Source organism: Streptomyces sp. NPDC031466, from assembly GCF_055581265.1.
The window spans coordinates 696,936-719,657 of record NZ_JBVIJT010000003.1 but is presented as its reverse complement, the minus strand read 5'-3'; the positions used below and the strand labels follow the sequence as shown (position 1 = coordinate 719,657).

The window sequence follows — 22,722 nt, the reverse complement described above, 5'->3', positions numbered from 1 at the left end:
GGGCGGGCCGCGGCGACGACCAGCTTGGTGTCGGCATCGATGATGACCTGCACGTTCGCCGAGAACCGGTAGTTGCGTGATGACGCCCCGGCCTTCCGGTCACGGACCGGGATGAGGGTGCCGTCCACGATCCACAACCGTTCCACCGCGTCTGCCGGAGCCGCTGCCGGCTCGATGGCCAGCAGCGGCCGCAACCGCTGGATGACTCGGCACACCGTCGCAGGCGAGCATCCAAACAGGGGGGCGAGCTGCCGCATGGTGAGGTTCGTGCGGTAGTACACGGCGACCAGCAGCACGCGGTCAGCCAGCGGCAGGCACCATGGACGGCCGCCACCGGGCCCGTTTCCACCCCGTTCACGCACTACCTTCAGCAGGCGCTCGAACTGCCGCATCCGCAGTCCCGTGAACGTCTCCACCCACAACGGCTGAACCCTCAACACCCCACGCATACAGGGGAAATGCCCGCTACGCAGCCTTCCGCAACACGCTTTAGCCCCAGCTCCAGCGATGCCGGACCGCAAGGGCCCCGGATCTCGTTCCCGAGATCCGGGGCCCTTCGCGTTGAGGCCGGCGCGCCGGACCCGTGATCGGCTGAGGCGTCCAGGCCGGCCAGCGTGCGTGGAGGGTTGAGAAGTCAGGGCGTCGCCTTGGCACAGGAAGGCGAAGACCAGCCGATTGTCGTCCCGCACCACCAGCTCGCCATCTAGCGGTGCCGTCGGCGCAACCGGACCCCTTCGATTCCGGACGCCCGCATGAGTCTGGCGACACGCTTGTGATTGACCGCCTCACCGCTCGTCTCGCGGAGCTCGGCGGTAATCCTCAGGGCTCCGTAGGTGCCGTCCGATTCCTGGTGCACGGCCCGTATCCGGGCGGCCGGCTTCGCGTCGGCCACCTGACGGGCGGCCCGGTCCGCAGCTGTCCGGCGCCAGTAGTAGAAGCTCGAGCGGCTGACGCCGAGGATGGTGCACAGCCGCTTCACGCCGTAGCGGCGCTGATGGTCGGCGACGCACTGGAAGCGGTTCACCAGCGCGTCTTCCCGGCGAACTACTTCGCCGCTTTCCGCAAAATCTCGCCCTACTCCTCGAGTTCGCGGACATTCTTCCGCAGAGCCGCGTTCTCCGCCTCCAGCGGGGCCGGCGGTTGGGCCGGTTCCTGCGGGCGGCGTCCCCGGGGACGACTCGCTCCGGCAGCCCGAGCCCAATTCCGCAGCGTCTCCGAATTGATCCTTAGGTCGGCGGCGACCGACCTGATCGTCACTTCGGGCCGCGACTCGTACAGCGCGACCGCGTCCGCCTTGAACTCCGGCGGGTAGTTCTTCATGACCACGAGATGTCCGCCTCAGATCCTCAGGATCCAGTGTCTCGTGGGTCCAACATCAGGGGTCAAGGCCCGCCTGCCGCAGGGCGCGTGGCCGCCCGTTTGGGAGTCGCGCCAAGGAATCGCCTTTGAGAGCCCTTCAAGGACATCTCACTGATGGGCAAGGAGGACTTCGTCAGGCCGGACGCAGGGTCCGCCACCCTGCCCGTTGCACACACAGCGGGTGGCGTCCGGTGATGCGCGGTTCTTCGTTGTCGGCGAGTGTTTACCGAAGAGCGGTACGGCTCTCACTCAAACGGGGACTACGCGAATACCTGCGTGCGCACCCCGAAACCATGCATACCCGAAACTACTTCTTCTTCGCACTGCGAACCATGGTCCGGGCCGCACAAACAGCTTCCCTTCGTACCCGTAAGAAGGTACTCGTTGCCCCTGCAACGATCCGCTCCTACCGTGAAATGGCACGGAGACTTTGGTTTCTCTTCGATGGGTACACCATGCGGCTGCACCACCACTTCTCCTCCCGTCTTCTTCCGCGAACCAAGGGACTGAGTCCTTCCCTGTCAGCAACCAACGGCACGAACGCTCGTCGGCATTGGGTACTCACCAAGGACGGTTTCCCGCTCGACGTCGAGGTGACGAGCGCCCGGCATCCGGAGGAAACGGGGCAGCCGCTGGTCGTATTGCCGGCGAGCTGGGCCGCCTCCGCGCGCAGCTTCGCGTGGTTCCAGAAGTGGCTCGCTGATTCGGGCTACTTGGTGGTCGTCTACACCCCGCGCGGTTTCCGCGGCTCCGGTGGGCGCGTCGACGTGGCCACTCATGCGGACGTGCAGGACTTCAGCACGCTGATCGACTGGGTGGGACGGCACCTCCCGCATGTTGACACCGAGCGGGTAGCCGCGGTGGGGCTCTCCTACGGCGCTGGCATCAGCCTCCTCGCCGCAGCTTCCGACCCTCGCGTCGCCACCGTGGTAGCAGTCGACGGTTGGGCCGATCTCGGCGCCGCACTCATGGCCGGGGACACCCCCCGGTTGAGTTCCGGCCTCCTGGTGGCGGGTGCGTTGAGGGGACGCTTCTCGTCCGAGTTCGCGCGCAAGACCCTGCTGCTCTACAGCGGGTTGGGGCGCTCCGAGCTGCATGCCTGGGCGGTCCAGCGGTCCGCCTCGGAGCAGCTCGAACGGTTCGACCGGCCGGGACTGTCCGTGCTGCTCGCCGCCGGGTGGAACGACACGATCCTCAGGCCGGAGCAGGTGGAGGACTTCCACCGGCGGTTGCCGTGCCGCTCACGGTTGCTGCTGCACCCGGATGAGCATCCCGTGCTGCCCTGGTCCCAACTGGCGAGCCAGACCGGACGCGAAGTGTGGCGTCGCGCGGGCGAGTGGCTGGACCAGGAACTGCGCGGCCTGCCGCGTGACATCCCGACGGAGGGTGTCGAGGTCTTGGACGGCCCCGTTTGGCAGGACACTCCGACGAGGCAGCCGGTGGGCCGCCGCTTCTCCACCCCCGCCCACACCCAGGTCTACGAGTTGGGCCCACCACGGTGGCTCGGTCCTGGCCGGATGGGCGCCGAGGGTTCCACCTGGCAGGCCCGGCTGTGGGGGGCGCTGCCGTCCGGGGCGGCCGACCGCGTTCCGGTGCTGTCCCGGCTGGCCGAGCGTACCGTCGGGTATGTCCCGTCGGTCTTCTTCCCTCTGCTCCCCGGCCCGGCCGCCGTTTCGTGGACGACGGCAGCCTTCGAGCGGCCGAGGAAACTGCGGGGATCCCCGGTGCTCCGGGGTTCGGTCAGCTGCCCTACCCGGCGGGTGACGCTGACGGCGCACCTCTACTCGGTGGGGCCTTCGGGTACGGGCAGGCTGTGCAGCCAGGGGGCGGTGACGCTGCCTACCGGCGGCAAGGGGGCCATGCCATTCTGCGTGACCCTGCGTACCACCGTGTACGACGTACCGGTGGGCCACCGGCTGGGGCTGGTGGTCGGGACCTGGGACCCCACCTGTGTGGGCGCCACCCGCCCGCTGAGCAGAGTGGTCCTCCACTCGACACAGAAGCACGCGGCCTCGCTCGCGGTGCCGTTGCACTGAACCGCTGCACAGAACTGCGTTTTCCCCCGTCCGCATGGAATCTGAAGAGGGTCTTCAATGGCTGCAGCCGCCGGCGAAACATCGCGTGCACTTACTACCTCCGAGGCGCTCCTATGGCGGGCCGAGGAATCGGGGCACCGGCTACCGGTCGTCGCTATCGCCGTGCTGGACGGAACTCCGGACTTCGCTGCGCTGAGCGCCACAGTTGAGCGCAGCACACGCCACAACCCGTCGCTCCGGTCCCGGGTGGTGGGTCCGCGTTTCCAGTTGGGCGGCCCCCGGTGGGAAGCCCTGGACGAAATCGACCTCTCCTACCACCTGCGTCACACCACCCTGCCGGGTGCGGGCGGGACCGCGGAGTTGCTGGAACACACGCAGGCAGCGGTGGGTGCCCCCTTCGACGGGAACCGGCCGCTCTGGGACATGCTGCTGGTGGACGGTATGGAGGGGGATGGCTCCGCGCTGGTCATTCGCCTGCACCACGCCATGGCGGACGGTCTGCGCGCCCTGGAGCTGTTCTCCTCTCTCTGTGACGAGACCGCTCCGCGACCCGGCGCGCACCGGCTGAGTCTGATCACCCGGGGGCTGGAGAATACGGACGGTCCACCATCGGACGTTTCCCTTCCGGACACCCTCCTCGGGCTCCTCCCGTGGCCGCGGGCGGGCGCGGGAACCCTCAGTGCGGGACGTCGTTTCCTGGGAAGCGGCCTGCGGCAACTTGTCAGGGCGGGAGCGGGGCTTCAGGCATCTCGCTCCGCACTCCGCCTTCCTGCCGCGCACTCCCCCGTCCTCGTCGGACGCTCCCAGAGCCGCAGGCTTCTAACGCTCACCGCTCCCAAGGAGGAGTTGCGCCGGGCGGGGCGAACCGTCGGTGGGACGACCCATGACGCTTTCCTGGCGGCCGTGGTGGGTGGCCTGCACCACTACCACCGTGCTGAAGGCGTCAGATGGGACCGCGTTCCCATGGCGGTGGCTGTCGCGCTGCCGGCACGGCCGGGTGAGGCGCGCAACCGTTTCACGGGAGTACGGCTCGCCGGTACGACCGGCGAGGAGGATCCGCGACGCCGCCTTGAGCAGACGTACGCGTCGGTCCGCAGAGTACGGTCCCTGCCCTCGATCGACCCCGACCAACTCGGCCCCCTCTCCCCCGCCCTGATGGCCGCGCCCGTGAAGGCGGTACGGATGTTGACGGACCTCGTCACGGAGAGCGACGCCCATTGCACCTACGTGCCCGGGCCCGAGGAGCGCAAAAGCATTGCCGGTAAAGGGATCTCCAAACTCCTGCCTTTCGCGCCGCTGGTGAACAGCGCACTTTCCGTAGCGATGTGCTCATACGACGGAACGTGCGCCATCGGTGTGAATGTTGACTCGGGAGCAGTAAAGGACGTGGAACTGCTACACAGTTCCCTTCGAGCAGGCTTGGACGAAGTCCTGTCTCTCGGTAACCGGTAGTCAACTTGACACCGCAGCACCCATCCCCCGCCTCGACAACATATCGATATCACTCCAGCGTGAAAGGAGCATGATCCGTGGAAAAGCGAAAAGTCCGCCCTTCAAGGAAGCACGCGGAACACGCCGAACGTCACCGCCACAGCCTCAATGACCTCCTGACCGCCGTCGGGAAGCTGGCGGAGACCGTGCAGCAACTGCACTCCAATTTGGCACACCTGCTGCCGTCAGCAGCTCATCCCCCTACACGGGTGCCGGCACCGGCCACCGCCCTCGACAATCGTGCGGGCCACACACAGGCTTGCTCCGGAACTGCCGCGGTCCCCATGGCACCCGAAACACCCGCAGCCCCCGAGACGACGCTCAGCCCTCAGGAGATTCGGGTACTCCGACTCACCAGCCGTGGCTACTCCAACCGGCAGATCGCGCGCGAACTGGCCCTGTCGGAACAGACGGTCAAGAACTACATGTCCACCGTCTTCCGCAAGATCGGCGTGCAGAGCAGGACCGAGGCCGCCTACTACTGGACCCACAAGCACGGAACGCACCCTACCCATTCCCCGTAGGACACGGCTGGGAAGCCGCGCATCCCGACGTTCGGGGCACGATCGAGTACTTAGGTACTCGACTACCACCGCGAATCGACTGGAAGAATGAAAGAACAAAGATGGAGGAGAAAGAATGAAAGTGCCGGTTGATGCTCCTGCGGCCGAACCACTGCCACTTCGGGACGCGAAAATGACGTCCGAGGCGGAGGAAATCGCGGTCCGTGCAGTCGAATGCCCACGCTCGGACGTATGGGTGCTGAGCCGCCGAGAAGACGGAAGGCGTCAGGCTTTCCTTCCTGACGGGGACTCCGTGGAGAATCTGGACACCAACAAATGGAGCGTGGAGGGAATTCTGCCGGGACTGTTTCCCGAATGGCTGGGAGACCGCGGATTCACCGATCGGCACGGAGTGCGGTTTCCCTACGTGGTCGGTGAGATGGCCAACGGCATCGCCACGACGGACATGGTCGTCGCGGCGGCACGCGGCGGTTTCCTCGGCGTGTTCGGAGCCGCGGGGCTGACCGCACGGCAGGTCGAGAAGGCGGTTGGATGCATCCGGAGGGAACTCGGCACCGAGCCCGGGTGGGCGGTCAACCTCATCCACAGCCCTACCGAGCCGGCCGCCGAACGTGCCGTCACGGAGCTGCTGTTGCGGGAACGCGTCCCCACCGTCTCGGTGTCGGCCTTCATGGATCTCACCCCCTCTGTGCTGCGTCTGGCGCTCTCGGGGATCACCGAACGCCCCGACGGCTCCGTGCACCGGCCCGTACGCGTCATGGCCAAGGTCTCACGCCCTGAAACCGCCAGAGCCTTCATGTCGCCCGCCCCGGCCACCCTGCTGGAAAACTTGGTGGACAAGGGCCTGCTGAGCGCGGAGGAGGCACGCCTGGCGGCCCGGATCCCGGTGGCCGAGGACATCACCGCGGAGGCCGACAGCGGGGGCCATACCGACAACCGGCCTCTCACCGCACTGCTGCCGAGGCTGCTGGCGCTGCGCGACAGCATGGCCCGGGTCCACAGCTACACCGTGCGGGTGGGTGCGGCCGGCGGCCTCGGTACGCCGCACGCCCTGGCTGCCGCCTTCGCCGCGGGCGCGGCCTACGCGGTCACCGGCTCGGTCAACCAGACCGCTCGCGAGTCCGGCATCTCCGAACGGGCCCGCACCCTGCTTGCCGCGGCCGACCTCCCCGATATGGTCATGGCGCCCGCCGCCGACATGTTCGAGCTGGGGATCAAGGTGCAGGTCCTCGGGAAGGGGACGATGTTCGCCCAGCGGGCGAGGCTGCTCCACCGGCTCTACGACCAGCACGACGGCCTGGAGCAGCTCGACGAGAGGACGCGGCACCGGCTCGAGCGCGACATCTTCCGGGCCCCCCTCGCCGACATCTGGGCACAGACCGAGAAGTTCTGGGCCGACCGCGACCCCGCCGAGACCGAACGGGCCGCCTCCGATCCGAAGCACCGGATGGCCCTGCTGTTCCGGTGGTACCTGGGCCGATCGAGCCACTGGGCGATCCGGGGCGAGGAAAGCCGGGCCGTGGATTACCAGTTGTGGTGCGGCCCCGCACTGGGCGCGTTCAACCACTGGGTCGCCGGGAGCTTCCTCGCGGACACCCGGAAGCGTTCGGTGGTCCAAGTGGGCCTCAACCTGCTGGAAGGGACGGCCTCGCTCACCCGCGCCCAGCAACTGCGCGCCCACGGCGTCCGGGTGCCCGCCCGAGCGTGGACGTTCCAGCCGCGTCCGCTGCGCCAGTCAGCGTAGCCGAAGTACCCGCCCGGACAGCCACCGGAGGGACACCCCCCGGAGGGGAGGCAGATCAGCCCGGGGACAGACTCGGACAGATCACGCAGAACACTCGGACGGGCAGTAACTCTGTGTACATCCACGGCTGCCGGCAGCGCACTCGCGCCCTGCGGAGCTTGGGTCGGCGACAAACCCCGTCCTGAAGGCACCGGCCCCGGCCCACGCGAGCCCCGCCGGAAGCCCGTACTTCGGGCACGCCTCCCTTTGCGTCACGGCGCCAACTCGTAGGCACCCGGCCTCTCCCCGATGGTCCCAGGCTCCGCACGGCCGGAGGCCTCGGGCCACCACCACGCCACACACACGCCTTCGCCTCTCGTGTCCCCTGGCCCCGCGCCCCGTCGGCCCACGCGCGTAGGACCGTGCCCGGTCCCCCGCCCGCACGTGGGCAGCCGCCCCTCACCCGGAACGTCCGGTCGTACAACCGTCGCCGCAGGATCCCGCCGTGTCCACCCGGCCCCTCCGGGCCCCTCACCCTCTACGGAGCTCCCATGACCGCCCTGTCAACCCGGGTTGACCCCGCCCACACACCTCCCCCCTCCACCTCACCCCTCGACATCGCCGTCGTCGGCGTCAGCGCGCTGATTCCCGGCTCACGATCGACCACCGGTTTCTGGCGCACGGTCTCCTCGGGCCGCGACCTCATGCAAGAGGTGCCCTCCTCCCACTGGCTCGTCGACGACTACTACGACTCCGACCCCGCGGCCCCCGACCGCACCTACGCCACCCGGGGGGCCTTCTTGGATCCCGTGGACTTCAACCCGCTGGCGTACGGGATCCCGCCGAAGATGATCCCGGCGACCGACACCACGCAGTTGCTCGCGCTGATGACCGCCGAACTGGCCCTGTGCGACGCCTTTGGAAATGACCTGTCCGCGCTCGACAAGGCACGCACCGGCGTCATCCTGGGAGCCTCCGGGCTGGAACAGCTCACCGAGATGGGCTACCGGCTCCAACGGCCCGTCTGGCGCAAGGCGATGCGGGAGCACGGCATCGGCGATGAGCAGGCCGAGCGGCTCTGCGACGCCATCGCCGATCATTACACCCCCTGGCAGGAAGCGACCTTCCCCGGTCTGCTGAGCAACGTGGTCGCGGGACGCATCGCCAACCGGTTCGACCTCAACGGCCCCAACTGCACTGTGGACGCGGCGTGCGCCGGATCCCTGGCCGCCCTGTCCATGGCGGTGGCCGAACTCCAGCTGGGCAGGTGCGACACGGTCCTCACCGGTGGGGTGGACACGTTCAACGGCATCGCCATGTACATGTGCTTCAGCAAGACCCCGGCGCTCTCCCCCTCGGGGGACTGCCGGCCTCTCTCCGACGAGGCCGACGGCACGATGCTCGGTGAGGGACTCGCCATGTTCGCCTTGCGACGGCTGGCCGACGCGGAACGCGACGGCAACCCTGTGTACGCCGTTCTCCAGGGGATCGGCTCCTCGTCCGACGGAGGCGGTGGCGCGATCTACGCGCCGGTCCCCCGAGGGCAGCAGATCGCCCTCGAACGCGCCTACCAGCAAGCCGGATACGGCCCCTCGACCGTAGAACTGGTCGAGGCGCACGGCACGGGAACGAAGGCGGGCGATACCGCCGAACTCACCGCTCTGGTGGAGGTGTTCGACAAGGACAGGCCCGGCGAGTCCACCGGTGAGCCGTGGTGCGCCATCGGGTCCGTCAAGTCCCAGCTCGGCCACACCAAGTCAGCGGCCGGCGCGGTGGGACTGCTGAAGGCAGTGCTCGCACTGCACCAGCGCGCGATCCCTCCCACCATCAAGGTGTCGGCGCCGAATCCGCTCCTCGCCGACTGCGGTAGTCCCTTGTACGTGAGTACGGAACTGCGCCCCTGGGTGCGGGACGGCCGCCACCCCCGACGGGCATCGGTCTCCAGCTTCGGATTCGGCGGCAGTAACTTCCACGTGACGGCGGAGGAGTACCGGCCGGGGAATCGACGGGTCGTGACGCCCCTGCTGCGGTCCGTGACGAGCGAACTCCTGCTGCTCGGCGCCGACTCGCCCGCGGAGCTGGCCGGGGCGGCCTTGCGGCTCTCCGGTTCCAGTGCGCCTTTGAGCGAGGACGCACGGACCACGCAGCTTTCCTTCGACGCGGGCCATCCCTACCGGCTAGCCGTCCTCGCGGCGGACCGTGCCCAGGCCATCGAGCGGTTGCGCTCGATGGCCGACCACCTCCGCGACGAACCCGCACACGGCGTCTCGCATCCCGGGCGGGCGCACTACGCGGGCCCGGTCACCGAACCCGGCAAGCTCGCCTTCCTCTTCTCCGGCCAGGGCAGCCAGTACGTGGGTATGGGCGCGGCACTCGCCCTGCACAGTCCGCAGGCGCTCGCGGTCTGGGACCGCGCTGCGGACTGGGGTGACGAACTCGGTTGTGCCCCGCATCGGTTGGTGTTCCCGCCGCCCGCCCTCAGCCGTGCCGCCCGGCGCAGGCAGGCCGAGGCGTTGGCGCAGACCGAACACACCCAACCGGCGCTGGCGGTACAGTGCCTCGCCCAGCTTTCCGTACTGACGTCGATGGGCCTGCGTCCCGACTGCACCGGTGGACACAGTCTCGGTGAGCTCGTCGCCCTCCACGCCGCCGGCGCCTACGACGCGCACACCCTGTTCCGGCTGGCCGCCCGCCGCGGTGAACTCATGGCGTCCGCCGGGGCCGAGCAACCGGGCGGCATGCTGGCCGTCGAGTGCTCGGCCGATCGCTTGGCGGACCTGCTCGGCGCCCAACTGCCCGAGGGGCTCTGGCTGGCGAGCCTCAACGCACCCGAGCAGGTGGTACTCGCCGGGCAGCACGCAGCGATCCAAAACGCCTCGGACTCACTCGCCCGGTCCGGGGTGCACGCCACCAAGCTGCCCACGGGCGCCGCCTTTCACAGCCCTGCCGTCGCCGCAGCCGCGGCGCCCTTCGACGCCTTCCTCGACGTCACCGCCCTGCGGGCGCCTCGTGTCGACGTGTGGTCCAACGTGACCACGGAACTCTATCCGCGTGAGCCCGCCGCCGTACGGCGTCTACTCGGGTCCCAGATGGTGTCGCCGGTCCGTTTCGCGGAACAGGTGGACGCCATGTGCCGCAGCGGGGTGCACGACTTCATCGAACTCGGGGCAGGCAACACGCTCAGCCGCCTCGTCTCACGCAACCTCGGCGACCGGCCTCACCTCGCCGTCGCGGTCGATCACCGGGGAACCGACTCGTTCACCGGTTTCCAGGACACCCTCGCGCAACTCGCCGTGCACCGCGCCAGGTCTCTCGACTTCGCGCCCCTATGGGCCCCGTACGCGGCCGCTACCGACACGCCGGCCGACAGGCTCGGCCGAAGCGGGATGACCGTACCCATCCGCGGCAGCAACTACGGCAGGCCCTACCCTCCCGTCGCCGCCGAACAGACTGCCCTTCCGGCACGCCGTACGGCCGCTGGTTCCCGCTCGTCGGTGTCCTGAGCCGCCGCCCGCCCCGTGCCGCGTGCCCCAGCCGCGAGCAGCAGCGACCGCCGGAGACGTACAGGGGGCGGGAGAGATCCACAGAAGGAGCAATCTTGCCGCCCTGACGAGCCCCGGTGCCCCTCGCGCCCGCCCTTCAACCGCCCCACTCACGTCACCTGTACACCACTCGGACCACCCCAAGGAGCACTCATGACCTCCCTCTCGCAGCACAACAACTCCGCATTTCCCAACGGCAGCAGTGGCATGAGCCCCACGTCTGAGGGCGACGCGGACTTGCCGGCCGTGCTGCGCGGCCTGCTCGGTCCTCTCACGCAGCTCCAGGAGCAGCACAAATCCTCCCTGACCACCCTGAACCAGCTGCACACCCTCCTGACTCGTGTCTCGGCTGACGACACGGCCACCGCTTCGGACCGCAGTTCCCCGACGGCGGAGTCGGATGCCTCGCGTACCGACTCAGGGTCGGGGTCCATTTCGGGGTCCAGCGAGCAGCCCATGACGCCGCCCCCCGGGACCGCATTCTCCAGCTCCGCGGCACCGGCTCCCGCCGGAACAGAGCCGGCCGGCAAGACCGACTCCGGCACCGGGCAGGCCGACAGGGCGACGGAATTCACTCCACTCCTGGTGTCGGTGATCGCCGATGTCACGGGATATCCCGAGGACGCGCTCACCCCGGACATGTCCCTGGAGGAGGAGCTGGGCATCGACTCCATCAAGCGAGTGCAGATCCTTGCGATCGTCCGTGACCAGGTTCCGGGGCTGGACGACGCCGACGGGGCGGAAATGGCACGGCTGCGTACCATCGCCGATGTCGCCGCGCGGCTCGGTGAGCTCACCGGGGCCGCGAACGGGCAGGCTTCGTGACCAACGACGAGCTTGCGACCGACGACGACTTCGCCATCAACGATGTCGTCACCGGCCACGATGTCATGACCGACGACCGCTTCACGCACGGCGACGGGGTGATCACTGCCCCGCCCCGACTGACGCGACTGGCCCTCACGGCCCGTGCGCACCAGCCACCCGGATACGCACTCCCCGGTCTGTCGGGGCAGGTGCTCGTCACCGACGACGACAAGGGCATCGCCACGGCGGTCGTCGCCACCCTGGTCACCCGTGGTGTGCGGGCCCGGACGGTGCGCCCCGGTCTGCCGCTCGACGAGCTGCCCCCGGACACCAGTTGCCTGATCCTGCTGGATGCTCTGCAGAATCTGCAGCAGCCCCCCAAGGCGTCGCCCCTGCTGCACGGTGAACTGCTTCGTCAGCTCGGGTTGCTGACCCGCGCTCCGGCGGCCGTCGAGTCGGTGGTACTCGTCCACGACGGCGGCGGTGACTTCGGGCTCTCCGGCCGACAGGGCCAGGGTGCCTGGCTGAACGGCGGGGCGGCCCTCGCCAGGACCGCCGACCGGGAGTGGCCAAAGGTCACTGTCAAGGCCATCGACCTCCAGCGCGGCGGGCGTCCGTTCGCCGAAGCCGGACAGTCCCTCGCACACGAACTGCTCCTGGGGGGCGACGAGAGAGACGTGGCCCTCGCCGCCGACGGTGAGCGGTACGTGCGCGACTTCACGCCGGCTCCACCCATCCCGGAAAGTCCAGGAACGGCCGTCAACCGCCGTTCCTTCCTGGTGGTGACGGGCGGGGCCCGGGGCATTACCGCAGACTGTCTGGCCGCGCTGGCGACAGGGCGTTCTCCCCGGCTGCTCCTCCTGGGCCGTACGGCTCTGGTGACCGAGAACCCCCGGCTCGCCGCACTGGACGACGAGCCGTTGCTCGTCAGGGCGCTGCTGGAGTACGACAGGGCCGCAGGCACGTCCAGGCCGCTGCCGCAGGTACGCGCGGCAGCCGCGCGTCTGCTCGCCTCGCGGGAGATCCGCGTCACGCTGCAGAGACTGGAACGCGCCGGGGCGACCGTGCGGTACCGCGCAGTCGATGTCAGAGACGCCGCGGCGGTGCGGGATTGTCTGAGCGAGACCAGAGGCGAATGGGGTCCGGTGACGGGTCTCGTACATGCCGCGGGAGTGATCGCGGACAAGACGGTAGCGGAGAAGACTCCCGAGCAGTTCGAACGGGTCTTCACCACCAAAGTGGCCGGCCTGCGAAACCTCCTCGACGCCACCGCCACCGATCCTTTGCGGACCGTGTGCCTCTTCTCCTCGGTCAGCGCCCTGGTGGGGAACAACGGTCAGAGCGACTACGCGATGGCCAACGCGGTCATGGACCACCTGGCCCCCCACCTCGCCAGGCAACGACCCGGCGCCCATGTGGTGTCCATGGCGTGGGGAGCGTGGTGCGGCGGCATGGTGGGACCCCAGCTCCAGGAGCACTTCACCGACCGGGGAGTGGCACTCATTCCGGTCGAGGAGGGGGCCCGCGCGTTCGCAACCGAATTGGCGGCGGGATCGGGTCCCGCCCATGTGGTGCTGGTCCCCGACGAACGGCAGGTCTTCAGCTGGGGCGAGGAATCACCGGAACGCGAAGCGGGCCCCGACGGGGGGAAGCTGACCGCCACGCTACTGACCCACGGCGCTCTCCAGCCACAGTTGGCTGACCACGCGATCATGGGCCGGGTCGTCGTCCCGGTAGCCACCGCCGTCGAGTGGATGGCACGCACGATCGTTCCGCCCGGGGAGGACGGCCCCTTCCTGCTCAGGGACGTCAAGGTGCAGAGCAAACTCGCGCTCGACAACTATCCGGACGCTGAATGGCTCAGCGTCCAGCGCTTTCCTGGCCCGGATGGGACGTATGCACTGCGGCTCGGGCGGCCCGACGGTCACCCTCAGTTCAGCGCGGTGGGTTCGGTCGGCGCCCTGACACCACCGGCGGTTCCACGGGAAGCGCCCCACCTCCCGGGCCCGCAGCAGCCCGTGAGCGGGCCTTTCCGGTACGGCGGCGAGAACCGGTTCCACGGGCCCCTGCACCAGGCGCTCCAGGACATCGCCTACTGCGAGCCGGCCGGAGCGCAGGGCACCGTGCTCGGTCTGCGGGAGTTGGGCTGGGACGCCGGCGAACCGTGGCGTACCGATCCGGCGCTGATGGACGGCGCGGTGCAACTCGCCGTGGTGTGGGGCGAACAGGTGACCGGCCGACCCAATCTGCCCATGGCAGTGGACCGCTGCGAGGTGCACCGCCCGGGTCCCGCCTCCGGACCAGTCACCTGCCGGGTGACTCCTCTCCGCGCCGGCCGGATGCGCGCCGAGTGCGACGCCGTCCTGATCGACGCCGACGGCGGGCTGCGGGCGGCCCTGAGCGGTATCCAGCTCATCGTCCGCCCGAGGTGACCGGGGGCGGAGGCTGACGAGCGCCGGCGAAGCCAACAGAGCGATGCGCGTGAGACGCCGTGTGCACCCGCCGCTCTCCCTCTGCATACGGCTTGGCCAAGAGCCTGCGACCCGAACCGCCCCCTGTGCCTCCGGCACCGCCCGTACACCGTCCCGTACCGCTCCGAGCAGTGACCCGTACGACCTCGCCGACTTCCCTTGCTCGGCTCGACGAACGAGGCTTTTCATGAGTTTTGCACTGATCGCCGTCATGGGCCGCGGCTGCGTCCCGCCTGGCGCGTTGAACCCCGGTGCGCTGTGGAGTGTGGTGGTCTCCGGCGCCTGCGATCCCCGCACCGGCTTGGTCATGGGGAACCTCTCTCATTCGACCGAGGCGTTCACCCACCTGGTCGCGACCCGCAGGCGAATGGGTCAGACGCTCGCGCCCTTCCGGGCCGTGCCCGACATCGATCTGCGCAACGCCTTCTGCTCCGGCGAGCCGGCGGTGCAGGCGGCCGGGACGTTCGGCCTCGGTGCTGGGTCGCTCCTCCTCGACGCCGCGTGTGCTTCGTCGCCGTACGCCGTCAAGATTGCCTGCGACCGGCTGCACGAGGGCGAGGCCGTCGTCATGGTCGCGGGCGGTGTGAGCGATGCGGACAACCTCTTCATGCACATAGGTGTCACCGTGCTCTCCGCGCTCAGTCTGCGCGGGCACAGCTGTCCACTCGACCAGGCGGCGGACGGTCTGGTTCCCGCCGAAGGCGCCGCCTTCGTCACCTTCGTACGGATGGCGGACGCGCTCGCCGGAGGGCTTCCGGTACTCGGTGTCGTGCGGGGCATCGGGTGGGCCGACAACGACCGGCGCGGCAGCTTCGTCACTCCGAACGAGGAGATCCAAAACCTAGTGGTGCGCCAGGCGTACCGGCAGCCCGGGCTCACCCCTGAGGACGTCGGTCTCCTGGAACTCCACGCCGCGAACACTCCCTTGGCGGAGAGTGCGGAGATCCGCAGCACGGCCCGGGATGTCGCTGAGGTCCGTGATCGCCCCACCGGGGCGGTGAAGGCCAACGCCGCTCACGCCTTGGCGAGTTCGGACCCAGTCGGACTGCGCAAGCTGATAGTCACGCTGGAGGAGGGCGGCACCCCGCCGGTCAGCGGGATACAGACGCCGTCCGGAACACTGCGGAGCAGCCCATTCCGGCTGCCTGCCACGCCCGAACCCTGGACCGGTCCGCGGCCGGCGGGGCTCAGTGCCTTCGGCTTGGGCGGGAACAACGCCCGCCTCGTCCTCGAAGCCCGGCCCGCCTCCCACCCGCCTCCAAGGTCCGCCCGTACGCGCCTCTCGGGCGCCGCACGCCCCATTGCTCCCAGGGCGATCGCCTTCCCGTGCCTTCCCCAGCAGAGAGGACCCTCGATGCCCAACGAGCAGGACGAGGCGGCCACTCCCGGCCCCGAGCAGCCCGCTTCTCCCCCACACACACGGCCCGCGCACCGGGACACCTCCCAGGAGCACTCCCTACCTGCGGGGCGTCAGGATGCGGCCGAGATTGCGGTGGTGGGTCTGGGCGTCCGACTGGCGGGCGGCCGGTCCGTCGAAGACCTGGTGCGCCGGCTCGTCACCGCCGACCGACAGCCCGCCCCCTTCGTAAGCCAGGTTGAACTCCCCACGCAGGACCTGCGTTTCCCGTCCGCCGCCTATGCCGGGGCCCTCTCCCACCAGGCGCTGCTCATGGGCGCCTGTCAGGAGGCGACGGCCGGTGTGCGGTTGCCTCGGGAACGCACGCTCGTCCTCGTGGGGGTGGAAGGCGCCCCGGAAACCGCCGGTTTCCGGCAGCGCTGGAACACTCTTCACCGTGACGGCTCCGGCCCGGACACCGTTTCGGGCGAGGGGGCGTCCACCGGTTCCCCGACCGCGTCCTCCATCGACTCCGCGACCACATCCGCGACCGCCCCGGGCTCCGCCGTCGGCCAAGACGGTCCGCAGTTCGAACCTCTGACCACGAACGCCGTGCTGCGGCACACCGAGGCCACGATCGCCGACCAGATCAACGCCTCCCTCGGCCTCACCGGGTGCGGTTTCGCGCTGTCGGACGGCGAGGTCCCGGGACTCACCGCGCTGCGGTTGGCCGCCCATTCGATCCGGGCGGGGGAGAGCGACGCCGCGATCATTGGGGCGGTAGCGGCCCCCGACGAGCCGGTGCACCGCAACATCCCGGCAGCTCTGGGCCGGCCGGTGGACCCCGTGGACGCAGCCGTAGTACTCGTCCTCAAGGACTCCGAGCAGGCCGCCCGGGACGGGGACCGCGTGCTCGCCCGGTTGCCCGCCGATGCCGCGCCGGCCTCCGGTGCTCTCCGGCTGCCGGACCTCGGGGCGCCGTTGACGGTGGGCGACGTCTCCCCCCTCCCGGAATGCGGACGCACCGATCTGAACGTGTCCGAACTGGTCGGCCACGCGGGCTGCGCGCACGCCCTGGTGTCGGTCGCGATCGCCGTGATCTGCCTCGATCGCGCCACTTTGCCGCGACTCGGCTCCCCGGCCTGCCCGTGGCTGGGTGAGCGCACGGCGGAGGTCGTGGTGCGGCCGGCCGACTCGGCGGACGCCCATCGTCTCCGCCTGCACGCCGCACCCAGTCCGCCACGTGCTTGCCTCGTCGAGCCGTCACCCCGTCTGCACGTCTACCGGGGCTCCGGGACGGCCACCCTCCTCGACAACGCCCACGCCTTCCACGAGGGCGGGGGTGGTCCCGCCCGACTCGTCGTCCTGGCCCAAGGGGAGGGGCAACTGCGCGAGCGGGTGGGAGCCGCGTCCCGGTGGCTGCGCCAGGGCGGTGTACGCCCGGCGGGGGTGCACCACCGGGAGACGCCGTTGGAGGGCTCGGTCGCCTTCGTCTACACCGGGGGCGCGGCCTCTTACCCCGAGATGGGCCGTTCGCTGATGCTGGCGCTGCCCGACACCCTCAGCACCCTCGCGGAGCGTTGCGGCGGACCGCTGGGGCCGTTGGTGCAGTGGCTGTTCGACAAAGACAACGCGGACAAGGATGGTACGGAGGATCTGTCCGCCATGCAGCAGATCTGGGCGGCGACCACTTTGAGCGTCGTCCACACCTCACTCACCCGGGACACCCTGGGCCTTCGGCCGCAGAGCGTCATCGGCTACTCGTCGGGGGCCACCAGCGCGCTAATCTCGCTCGACTACTGGCAACGACTCGAATCGGTGATCGCCGACTCGGTCGCCGACCCCTTGTTCGCGGGCGCCCTGACCGGTCCGTGCAGCGCGGTGCGCGCGTACTGGCGCAGGCGGGGCATCACAGGTACGCGATGGGCCACCCACGTGGTGGGTGCCTCGCGCAAGCAGGTCGAGGAGGCACTGACGGGTGAGGCGGCTGTTCACCTCACCGCGGTCAACAGCCCACAGAGCTGCAACATCGGTGGTGAGGAGGCGGGCTGCGAGAGAGTGCTGAAGCGGTTGCGTCCCCGGTACGCCTTCCGCCTCGAGTACGACGTCGCCGTGCACGCACCGGAGCTGAACGAGGTCGCCGCCGCCTGGCGCAGCTTCCACCACCGGCCGCTCAGCCCGCAGCCGGGCGCCTCCTTCTACGCCTGCGCCACGGGCACTCCGCAGGTGGTTCCGACCGCGGACTCCCTCGCCGACGCGCTGACCGCGCAGGCGACCGGCACCGTGGAGTTCGCCGACTCCGTACTCGACGCCTACTCGCGCGGGGCACGCGTTTTCGTGGAGCACGGGCCCAAGCAGGTCTGCACGAACTGGATCGGGGAGACGCTGCACGGCAGGGACCATCTCGCGGTGGCGATGGACGCGTCCCCCGCCCGATCGCTCTCCCAAGTCTTCGACGTGGCCGCACAGTTGGCCGCAGCTGGAGTGGAGGTGGACCACGAGACCCTGACGCGGCGGTTCTCGCCGCCGCCCACACACCTCGCCACGGCGGCCCGTGCCGTCCTCGTCTCGTCGGCAGAGGCGCGGTCCCGGGAACGGGAGCAACCGCAAAAGCGCGGTTCGGAACAGGGCCGGGCCCAAGCTTCGACAACCCCCCGCCCCCGCGAGGAGTCCGCCTCCGCCATCTCCCCGACGCGGACGACGATCGGACCCGCGACCAAGGCCACGACTCCGGCCGGACCTACAACCGACGCCGCGACCTCGGCCGAACCGACCCCCGCCCCACAGGGCCACCCCCCGGCCGTTCTGTTCAACCGCGACCAGCTTGAGTACCTCGCCGAGAACCCAATCTCCCACCTGTTCGGTCCACGCTTCCGCGACCAGGACGGGCGGCGTCGCCAGACGAGGCTGCCCACGCCACCCATGCTGCTGGTCGACCGCGTGACCTCCATCGAGGCGGAGCCGGCCACCATGGGCAGGGGGGTGATCTGGACGCAGACCGACGTCACGCACGACGCCTGGTACCTCGACCCCGCCGGGCGCATGTCTCCGGCGCTGATGGTCGAAGCGGGCCAGGCGGACCTCCTGCTGGTCAGTTGGCTCGGGGTGAACCTGGGCCCGGACGACGGCCGCGTCTACCGGCTGCTCCGCTGCGACCTCAGCTTCCACGGACCGCTCCCCCAGCCCGGTGAGACCCTCACCTACCGCATCGAAATCACCGGGCACGTGCAACACGCCGGCGTGCGCCTCTTCTTCTTCCAGTACGACTGCTGGCTGGGGGACGAGCTGCGCATCAGCGTGCGTAACGCCCAGGCGGGCTTCTTCACCGACGCGGAGCTGGCGCAATCCCCGGGCGTGCTGTGGCGGCCGTCCGAACTGTCCCGTGCCACGGACACGGGTCCGCTGCCGCCGACCGGGGAGGCGGTACGGGCGTTCTCCCCGGCACAGGTGCGGGCCTTCGCGCTGGGCAGCCCCGCCGACTGCTTCGGGCCCGGATGGGAGATCACCCGTACCCATCTGCGGACCCCCCGCATCGGCGCGGGAAAACTGCAACTGTTCCAGGAGGTGACGGACTTCGCTCCGCGGGGCGGGCCTACCGGCGCAGGCTACCTGCGCGCCGAACTGGGCCTGACCCCGTCCGCCTGGTTCTTCGACGGGCACTTCCACGACGACCCGTGCATGCCGGGCACCCTGATGCTCGAGGGCGGCTACCAGGCCATGGCCTTCTACCTGGCGGCGCTCGGCTTGACCACGTCGCGGGACGGCTGGCGCTTCGAGCCTGTCCTGGCGGAGCCCGTGCGGATGCGGTGCCGGGGCCAGGCGGTGCCCGCCAACTCGCTGCTGGTCTACGAGCTGTTCGTCACCGGCGCAGAGGAGGGGCCGGAACCCGTCCTGCGCGCGGATCTGCTGTGCACCATCGACGGAAGGGCGTCCTTTCACGCGGCCGGTCTCGCCCTCAGGCTGGTTCCCGATACCCCGCTCACCCAGTGGCGGGGCCAGGCACGGTCCCTGCCCGCGGAGCAGTGTCCCCCCATGCCCGTCGATCCGGGCGAGCTGGCCCGGGTGGAGCCGCAAGGGCAGGCGTACGTCTTGGACGGCACGCCGCTGGACCGCGATTACATGCTGGGCCTGGCCTGGGGTTCGGCACGTCAGTACCTGGGTCCGGTCTTCGTCGGTGAGGACGACGGGCGCACGATTCCGCGCCTGCCCGGACCGCCCTACCTGTGCATGGACCGGATCGTCGCGCTGGGGGCGCAGGCGGCGCAGCCGGCGGAAGGCAGCTGGGTGGAGGCGGAGTTCGATCTGCGCGCCGACGCGTGGTACTGGAAGGACAGCGGCGGAACGCTCCCCACGGCCCTGCTCATGGAAGCCGCCCTGCAACCGTGTGGCTGGCTGGCACAGTTCGCGGGCTGTGCCCCCGACAATGGGCGTGGCCTGCACTTCCGCAACCTGGACGGTGCCACCACGCTGCTGGAAGCCGTGTCCGTAGGCACACGGACGCTGCGCACCCGGGTCAAACTCACCGGACACACGGTGGCCAACGAGATGGTGCTCACCTTCTTCGACATCGAATGCGCCGCGGACGGCGTACCTGTGCTCAACTGCACCGCCAGCTTCGGGTTCTTCCCACCCGGCGCTCTCGAATCCGCCAGCGGTCTGCCCGCTCCCTCCTGTGCCCACGAGCCGGAAGATCCGACCGACGGCACGGAACCTCGGGCCGATCAGGCGCATGCCGGCCCGCCTCCCGTCGACCTCACGACCCGCCCCGAGGAATACTGCGGGGGTCCGCTGAGGATCGGGCACAGCCGCCTGGTCGTGCCCCAACGGGCCACTCACCGCGACACAGGGGGCGGCGCGGCCGGGCTGGGCAGCATCCGTGGCGAGAAGGACGTCAGGGCCGACGACTGGTACTTCAGGGCGCACTTCTTCCAGGACCCCGTACAACCGGGATCGCTCGGGGTGGAGGGCCTGTACCAACTGTTCCGCGTCCTGCTGATCGACAAGGGCTTCGGTGCCGGGATGCGCGCCCCGCGCTTCGAAGCGGCAAATACCGGCAAACCCCTGTCCTGGAAGTACCGCGGACAGGTCAGCCCCACGTCGCGCCGGGTCCAGTTCCGCCTGGAGATCACCGAAACCGGTGAGACCGCGGAGGGACGTTACGCCGTAGCCGACGGCTGGCTCGGCGTGGACGGAACCTGGGCGTATCGCGTGGACAACATCACCCTGCGCGTGACGGACACCGAACCCGTCGCACTCCCCCAGCACTTCGGTGCCCGGACTCTCGACCCGGCCGTCGAGACCTGGCTCGGCGACCACCGTCCGACGTGCGCCGACCCCGCTCTGCCCGCGACCGTCATCGCTGACGTGCTGGCCTCGGCGACCGAGCGGCACACCGGTCGCACCTGCCACTCGCTCGAGGAGCTGGTCCTCGACCGCTGGGTGGTGCTCCGCGGGCCGTGCCACCTGAGGACGGAGGTACGGGCCCGCCAGGGCGGCGCGACAGTCGAGCTCTTCGCCTGGCGCGAGGCGGGGCGGCCCGCGCTCTGCCGGTACGAGCTGGTCGCCCGGGCGGAGGTCCGCCACGAACCGTCACCGCTGCCCGAAGCGCCGCCCGCGCTGTCCGGCTCCCGTCCGGTACTCGGCTCGCCCTACACCGAGGGACACCTCTTCCACGGACCGGCGTTCCGCTCGCTGGTCGCCCTGCGGATGGGCGACACGGGGAGCAGCGGCGTGCTCGACCCGCGCCGGTGCACGGTGCCGGCGGCGACCCTGCACCCGGGCCTGCTCGACGGCGCGCTGCACGTGGTGCCGTTCCAGAAGCTGGAGCTGTGGGAACCCAGGATCCCCCCCGGTCACGTCGGTTTCCCCCGTCGTTTCCTCCACCTGCGCCGCCATGCGCCCATGGCCTCGCACGGACCGGTGCGTGCCGAGGCCAGGTACGCCGGGCTGGCGGACGACGACCCGCTGCGTCCGCTGATCGACATCGGGCTGTACCAGAGGCAGCGGCCACTGGTCACCATGCGGCTGGAGGTACGCATGATGGACACGGGAAGGCTGGCAGTCCACTCTCCGCAGGACCGTCTGTCCTTCCTGCGCGGGGAGGCCGAGCTGCCCGTCGAGGGCATCAGTGAGGTGCGCGGGTCCCATACCATGCTGGCCGAAGAGGCTCTGCGGTCTCTCGACTGGTTCCCACGCACGCTGACACACGTCTTCGGCCTGGCAGACGACATGGCGGCCGAAGAACTGCCCTTCGCGGTGGCCGTACGGGAACACGTTGCCCGTCGCAGCTCGGTCCATCCCCGGCTGGTGAACGTTGTCGCACGCGTCCAGGCACAGGCACCCAACCTGCCCCTGACGACACATCACCTCTCGGTGCGGCGGAGAGATGGACGGGTGTACGTCCGTGACGCCGCGCCGCCCTCTCTCGATCTGGCCCGGCCTACTGCCTGGTGGGCGGCGCAGAACGGCCCCGATTGGCCCGCACTGGACCTTCTCTCGGCCCTGCTCCGCGGCTTCCTCGGCGGCATCTGCCTATCGCAGGAGCTGGCTCGGGCGCCGCGGTCTCCGCACGGTTCGCCCACTCCCGGCCGCCTCTACGTCCATGGGCCGGGCCAGGAACCCGCGGCGCTCGTCCTGGCGGTCGCCAACTCCGCCCTGCGTGGGCAGCAGACGCTGCTCCCGGCTCCCACCCGCACCACTGAAGGGCTTCTGCGCCTGCTCTTCGACGCCCCTGGCACCCGCACCGATCTCCGTCGTTGTCCCTGCACCCGCGACAACACACCGTTGGCGCAGCGGGTACTGACCCACCTCGCGCACGGCGCCGACGCCGTCCTCCCCGTGAGTGCGGGAGGCGCCGACCCCGAGCAGTCGGAGTCAGTGCTTGAGGCGGCCGGCCGCGCCGGGGTGCCCGTGCACCCGGTCTGCTTCCAGCCGGTACGTTACGCCGACGGGCTGGAGAATCACGTTGCCCTGGGCGCTCTACGGGTGAGCACCACGCATCACGTGGCCGCGGCCTGCCCCGCCGGTACCGTCCAGAACGGGGCACGGCTGACAGCCGCGCTGGCCGCACTCACCCTTGTGCCCGCGCCACCCGCTGTCGTCGTTTCCACCGCGCTGGACGACGCCCGGGCCCACGCCACGCGCCATCCCGCGTATGCCGGCAAGGATCCGGACGACGCCCTGCTTCTCGCACTGGTCCGGGGCCTGCCGAGGCCCAGGGGGTCCTTCGAGGCGGTGCTCGGCGGCCACAGCTCCGTGTCCGGTACCGCCTGGGCACGCGAGGTACGCAAACGGTTCGCGGACCCGGCGGCGCGGAGCAGCGGAGAGAGGCTGCGCGCACCCCGACGACTCGTCACGGGACCGGTGTGAGGCCCGCCTGCCGGTACGCCACAGGGCCACCTGACGACGGGGCTCACCGGCGCCGTCACCTGAGG

At 70.0% G+C, this 22,722-nt stretch carries 11 protein-coding genes; 8 read left to right on the top strand and 3 right to left on the bottom strand.

The features are described from left to right. The 3 genes from ACZ5GP_RS08915 to ACZ5GP_RS08905 all read right to left on the bottom strand — a co-directional run. Positions 1–449: transposase family protein (locus ACZ5GP_RS08915; RefSeq protein ID WP_468750138.1), on the bottom strand; the 449-nt coding region annotated here is incomplete at its 3' end. A 254-nt stretch (positions 450–703) separates the two neighbouring features. Further along, positions 704–1,024 carry an IS3 family transposase gene (locus tag ACZ5GP_RS08910; RefSeq protein ID WP_468750137.1) on the bottom strand — a complete coding sequence of 107 codons (321 nt, stop codon included), beginning with the start codon at positions 1,022–1,024 and terminating at the stop codon, positions 704–706. A 50-nt stretch (positions 1,025–1,074) separates the two neighbouring features. Beyond that, positions 1,075–1,320 carry a transposase gene (locus tag ACZ5GP_RS08905; protein ID WP_468750136.1) on the bottom strand — a complete coding sequence of 82 codons (246 nt, stop codon included), beginning with the start codon at positions 1,318–1,320 and terminating at the stop codon, positions 1,075–1,077. A gap of 455 nt (positions 1,321–1,775) precedes the next feature. Between ACZ5GP_RS08905 and ACZ5GP_RS08900 the strand changes: the two genes are divergently transcribed. From ACZ5GP_RS08900 to ACZ5GP_RS08865, 8 genes are all read left to right on the top strand, one after another. Continuing rightward, positions 1,776–3,395 carry a S15 peptidase family protein gene (locus ACZ5GP_RS08900; RefSeq protein ID WP_468750135.1) on the top strand — a complete coding sequence of 540 codons (1,620 nt, stop codon included), beginning with the start codon at positions 1,776–1,778 and terminating at the stop codon, positions 3,393–3,395. A 57-nt stretch (positions 3,396–3,452) separates the two neighbouring features. Beyond that, positions 3,453–4,847, top strand: coding sequence for a wax ester/triacylglycerol synthase domain-containing protein (locus ACZ5GP_RS08895; RefSeq protein ID WP_468750134.1), 1,395 nt, complete (start codon positions 3,453–3,455; stop codon positions 4,845–4,847). Positions 4,848–5,170: 323 nt separating this feature from the next. Beyond that, on the top strand, positions 5,171–5,410 hold the full coding sequence (locus ACZ5GP_RS08890) for a response regulator transcription factor (protein WP_468750133.1): 240 nt from the start codon (positions 5,171–5,173) through the stop codon (positions 5,408–5,410). Between the two features lie 292 nt (positions 5,411–5,702). Further along, entirely contained in the window at positions 5,703–7,154 is a 1,452-nt protein-coding gene (locus ACZ5GP_RS08885; RefSeq protein WP_468750132.1) for a PfaD family polyunsaturated fatty acid/polyketide biosynthesis protein, read from the top strand. Positions 7,155–7,684: 530 nt separating this feature from the next. Then, the gene (locus tag ACZ5GP_RS08880) at positions 7,685–10,636 is read left to right on the top strand and encodes a beta-ketoacyl synthase N-terminal-like domain-containing protein (protein ID WP_468750131.1); all 2,952 of its coding nucleotides are present in this window, start codon (positions 7,685–7,687) and stop codon (positions 10,634–10,636) included. Between the two features lie 192 nt (positions 10,637–10,828). Continuing rightward, positions 10,829–11,500 (top strand): phosphopantetheine-binding protein, encoded by a 672-nt coding sequence (locus ACZ5GP_RS08875; RefSeq protein ID WP_468750130.1) that lies wholly within the window; start codon positions 10,829–10,831, stop codon positions 11,498–11,500. Further along, on the top strand, positions 11,497–13,914 hold the full coding sequence (locus ACZ5GP_RS08870; protein WP_468750129.1) for an SDR family NAD(P)-dependent oxidoreductase: 2,418 nt from the start codon (positions 11,497–11,499) through the stop codon (positions 13,912–13,914). Before ACZ5GP_RS08875 ends, ACZ5GP_RS08870 begins: the two co-directional genes overlap by 4 nt. A gap of 226 nt (positions 13,915–14,140) precedes the next feature. Continuing rightward, on the top strand, positions 14,141–22,657 hold the full coding sequence (locus ACZ5GP_RS08865; RefSeq protein ID WP_468750128.1) for a beta-ketoacyl synthase N-terminal-like domain-containing protein: 8,517 nt from the start codon (positions 14,141–14,143) through the stop codon (positions 22,655–22,657). Positions 22,658–22,722 lie beyond the last annotated feature (65 nt).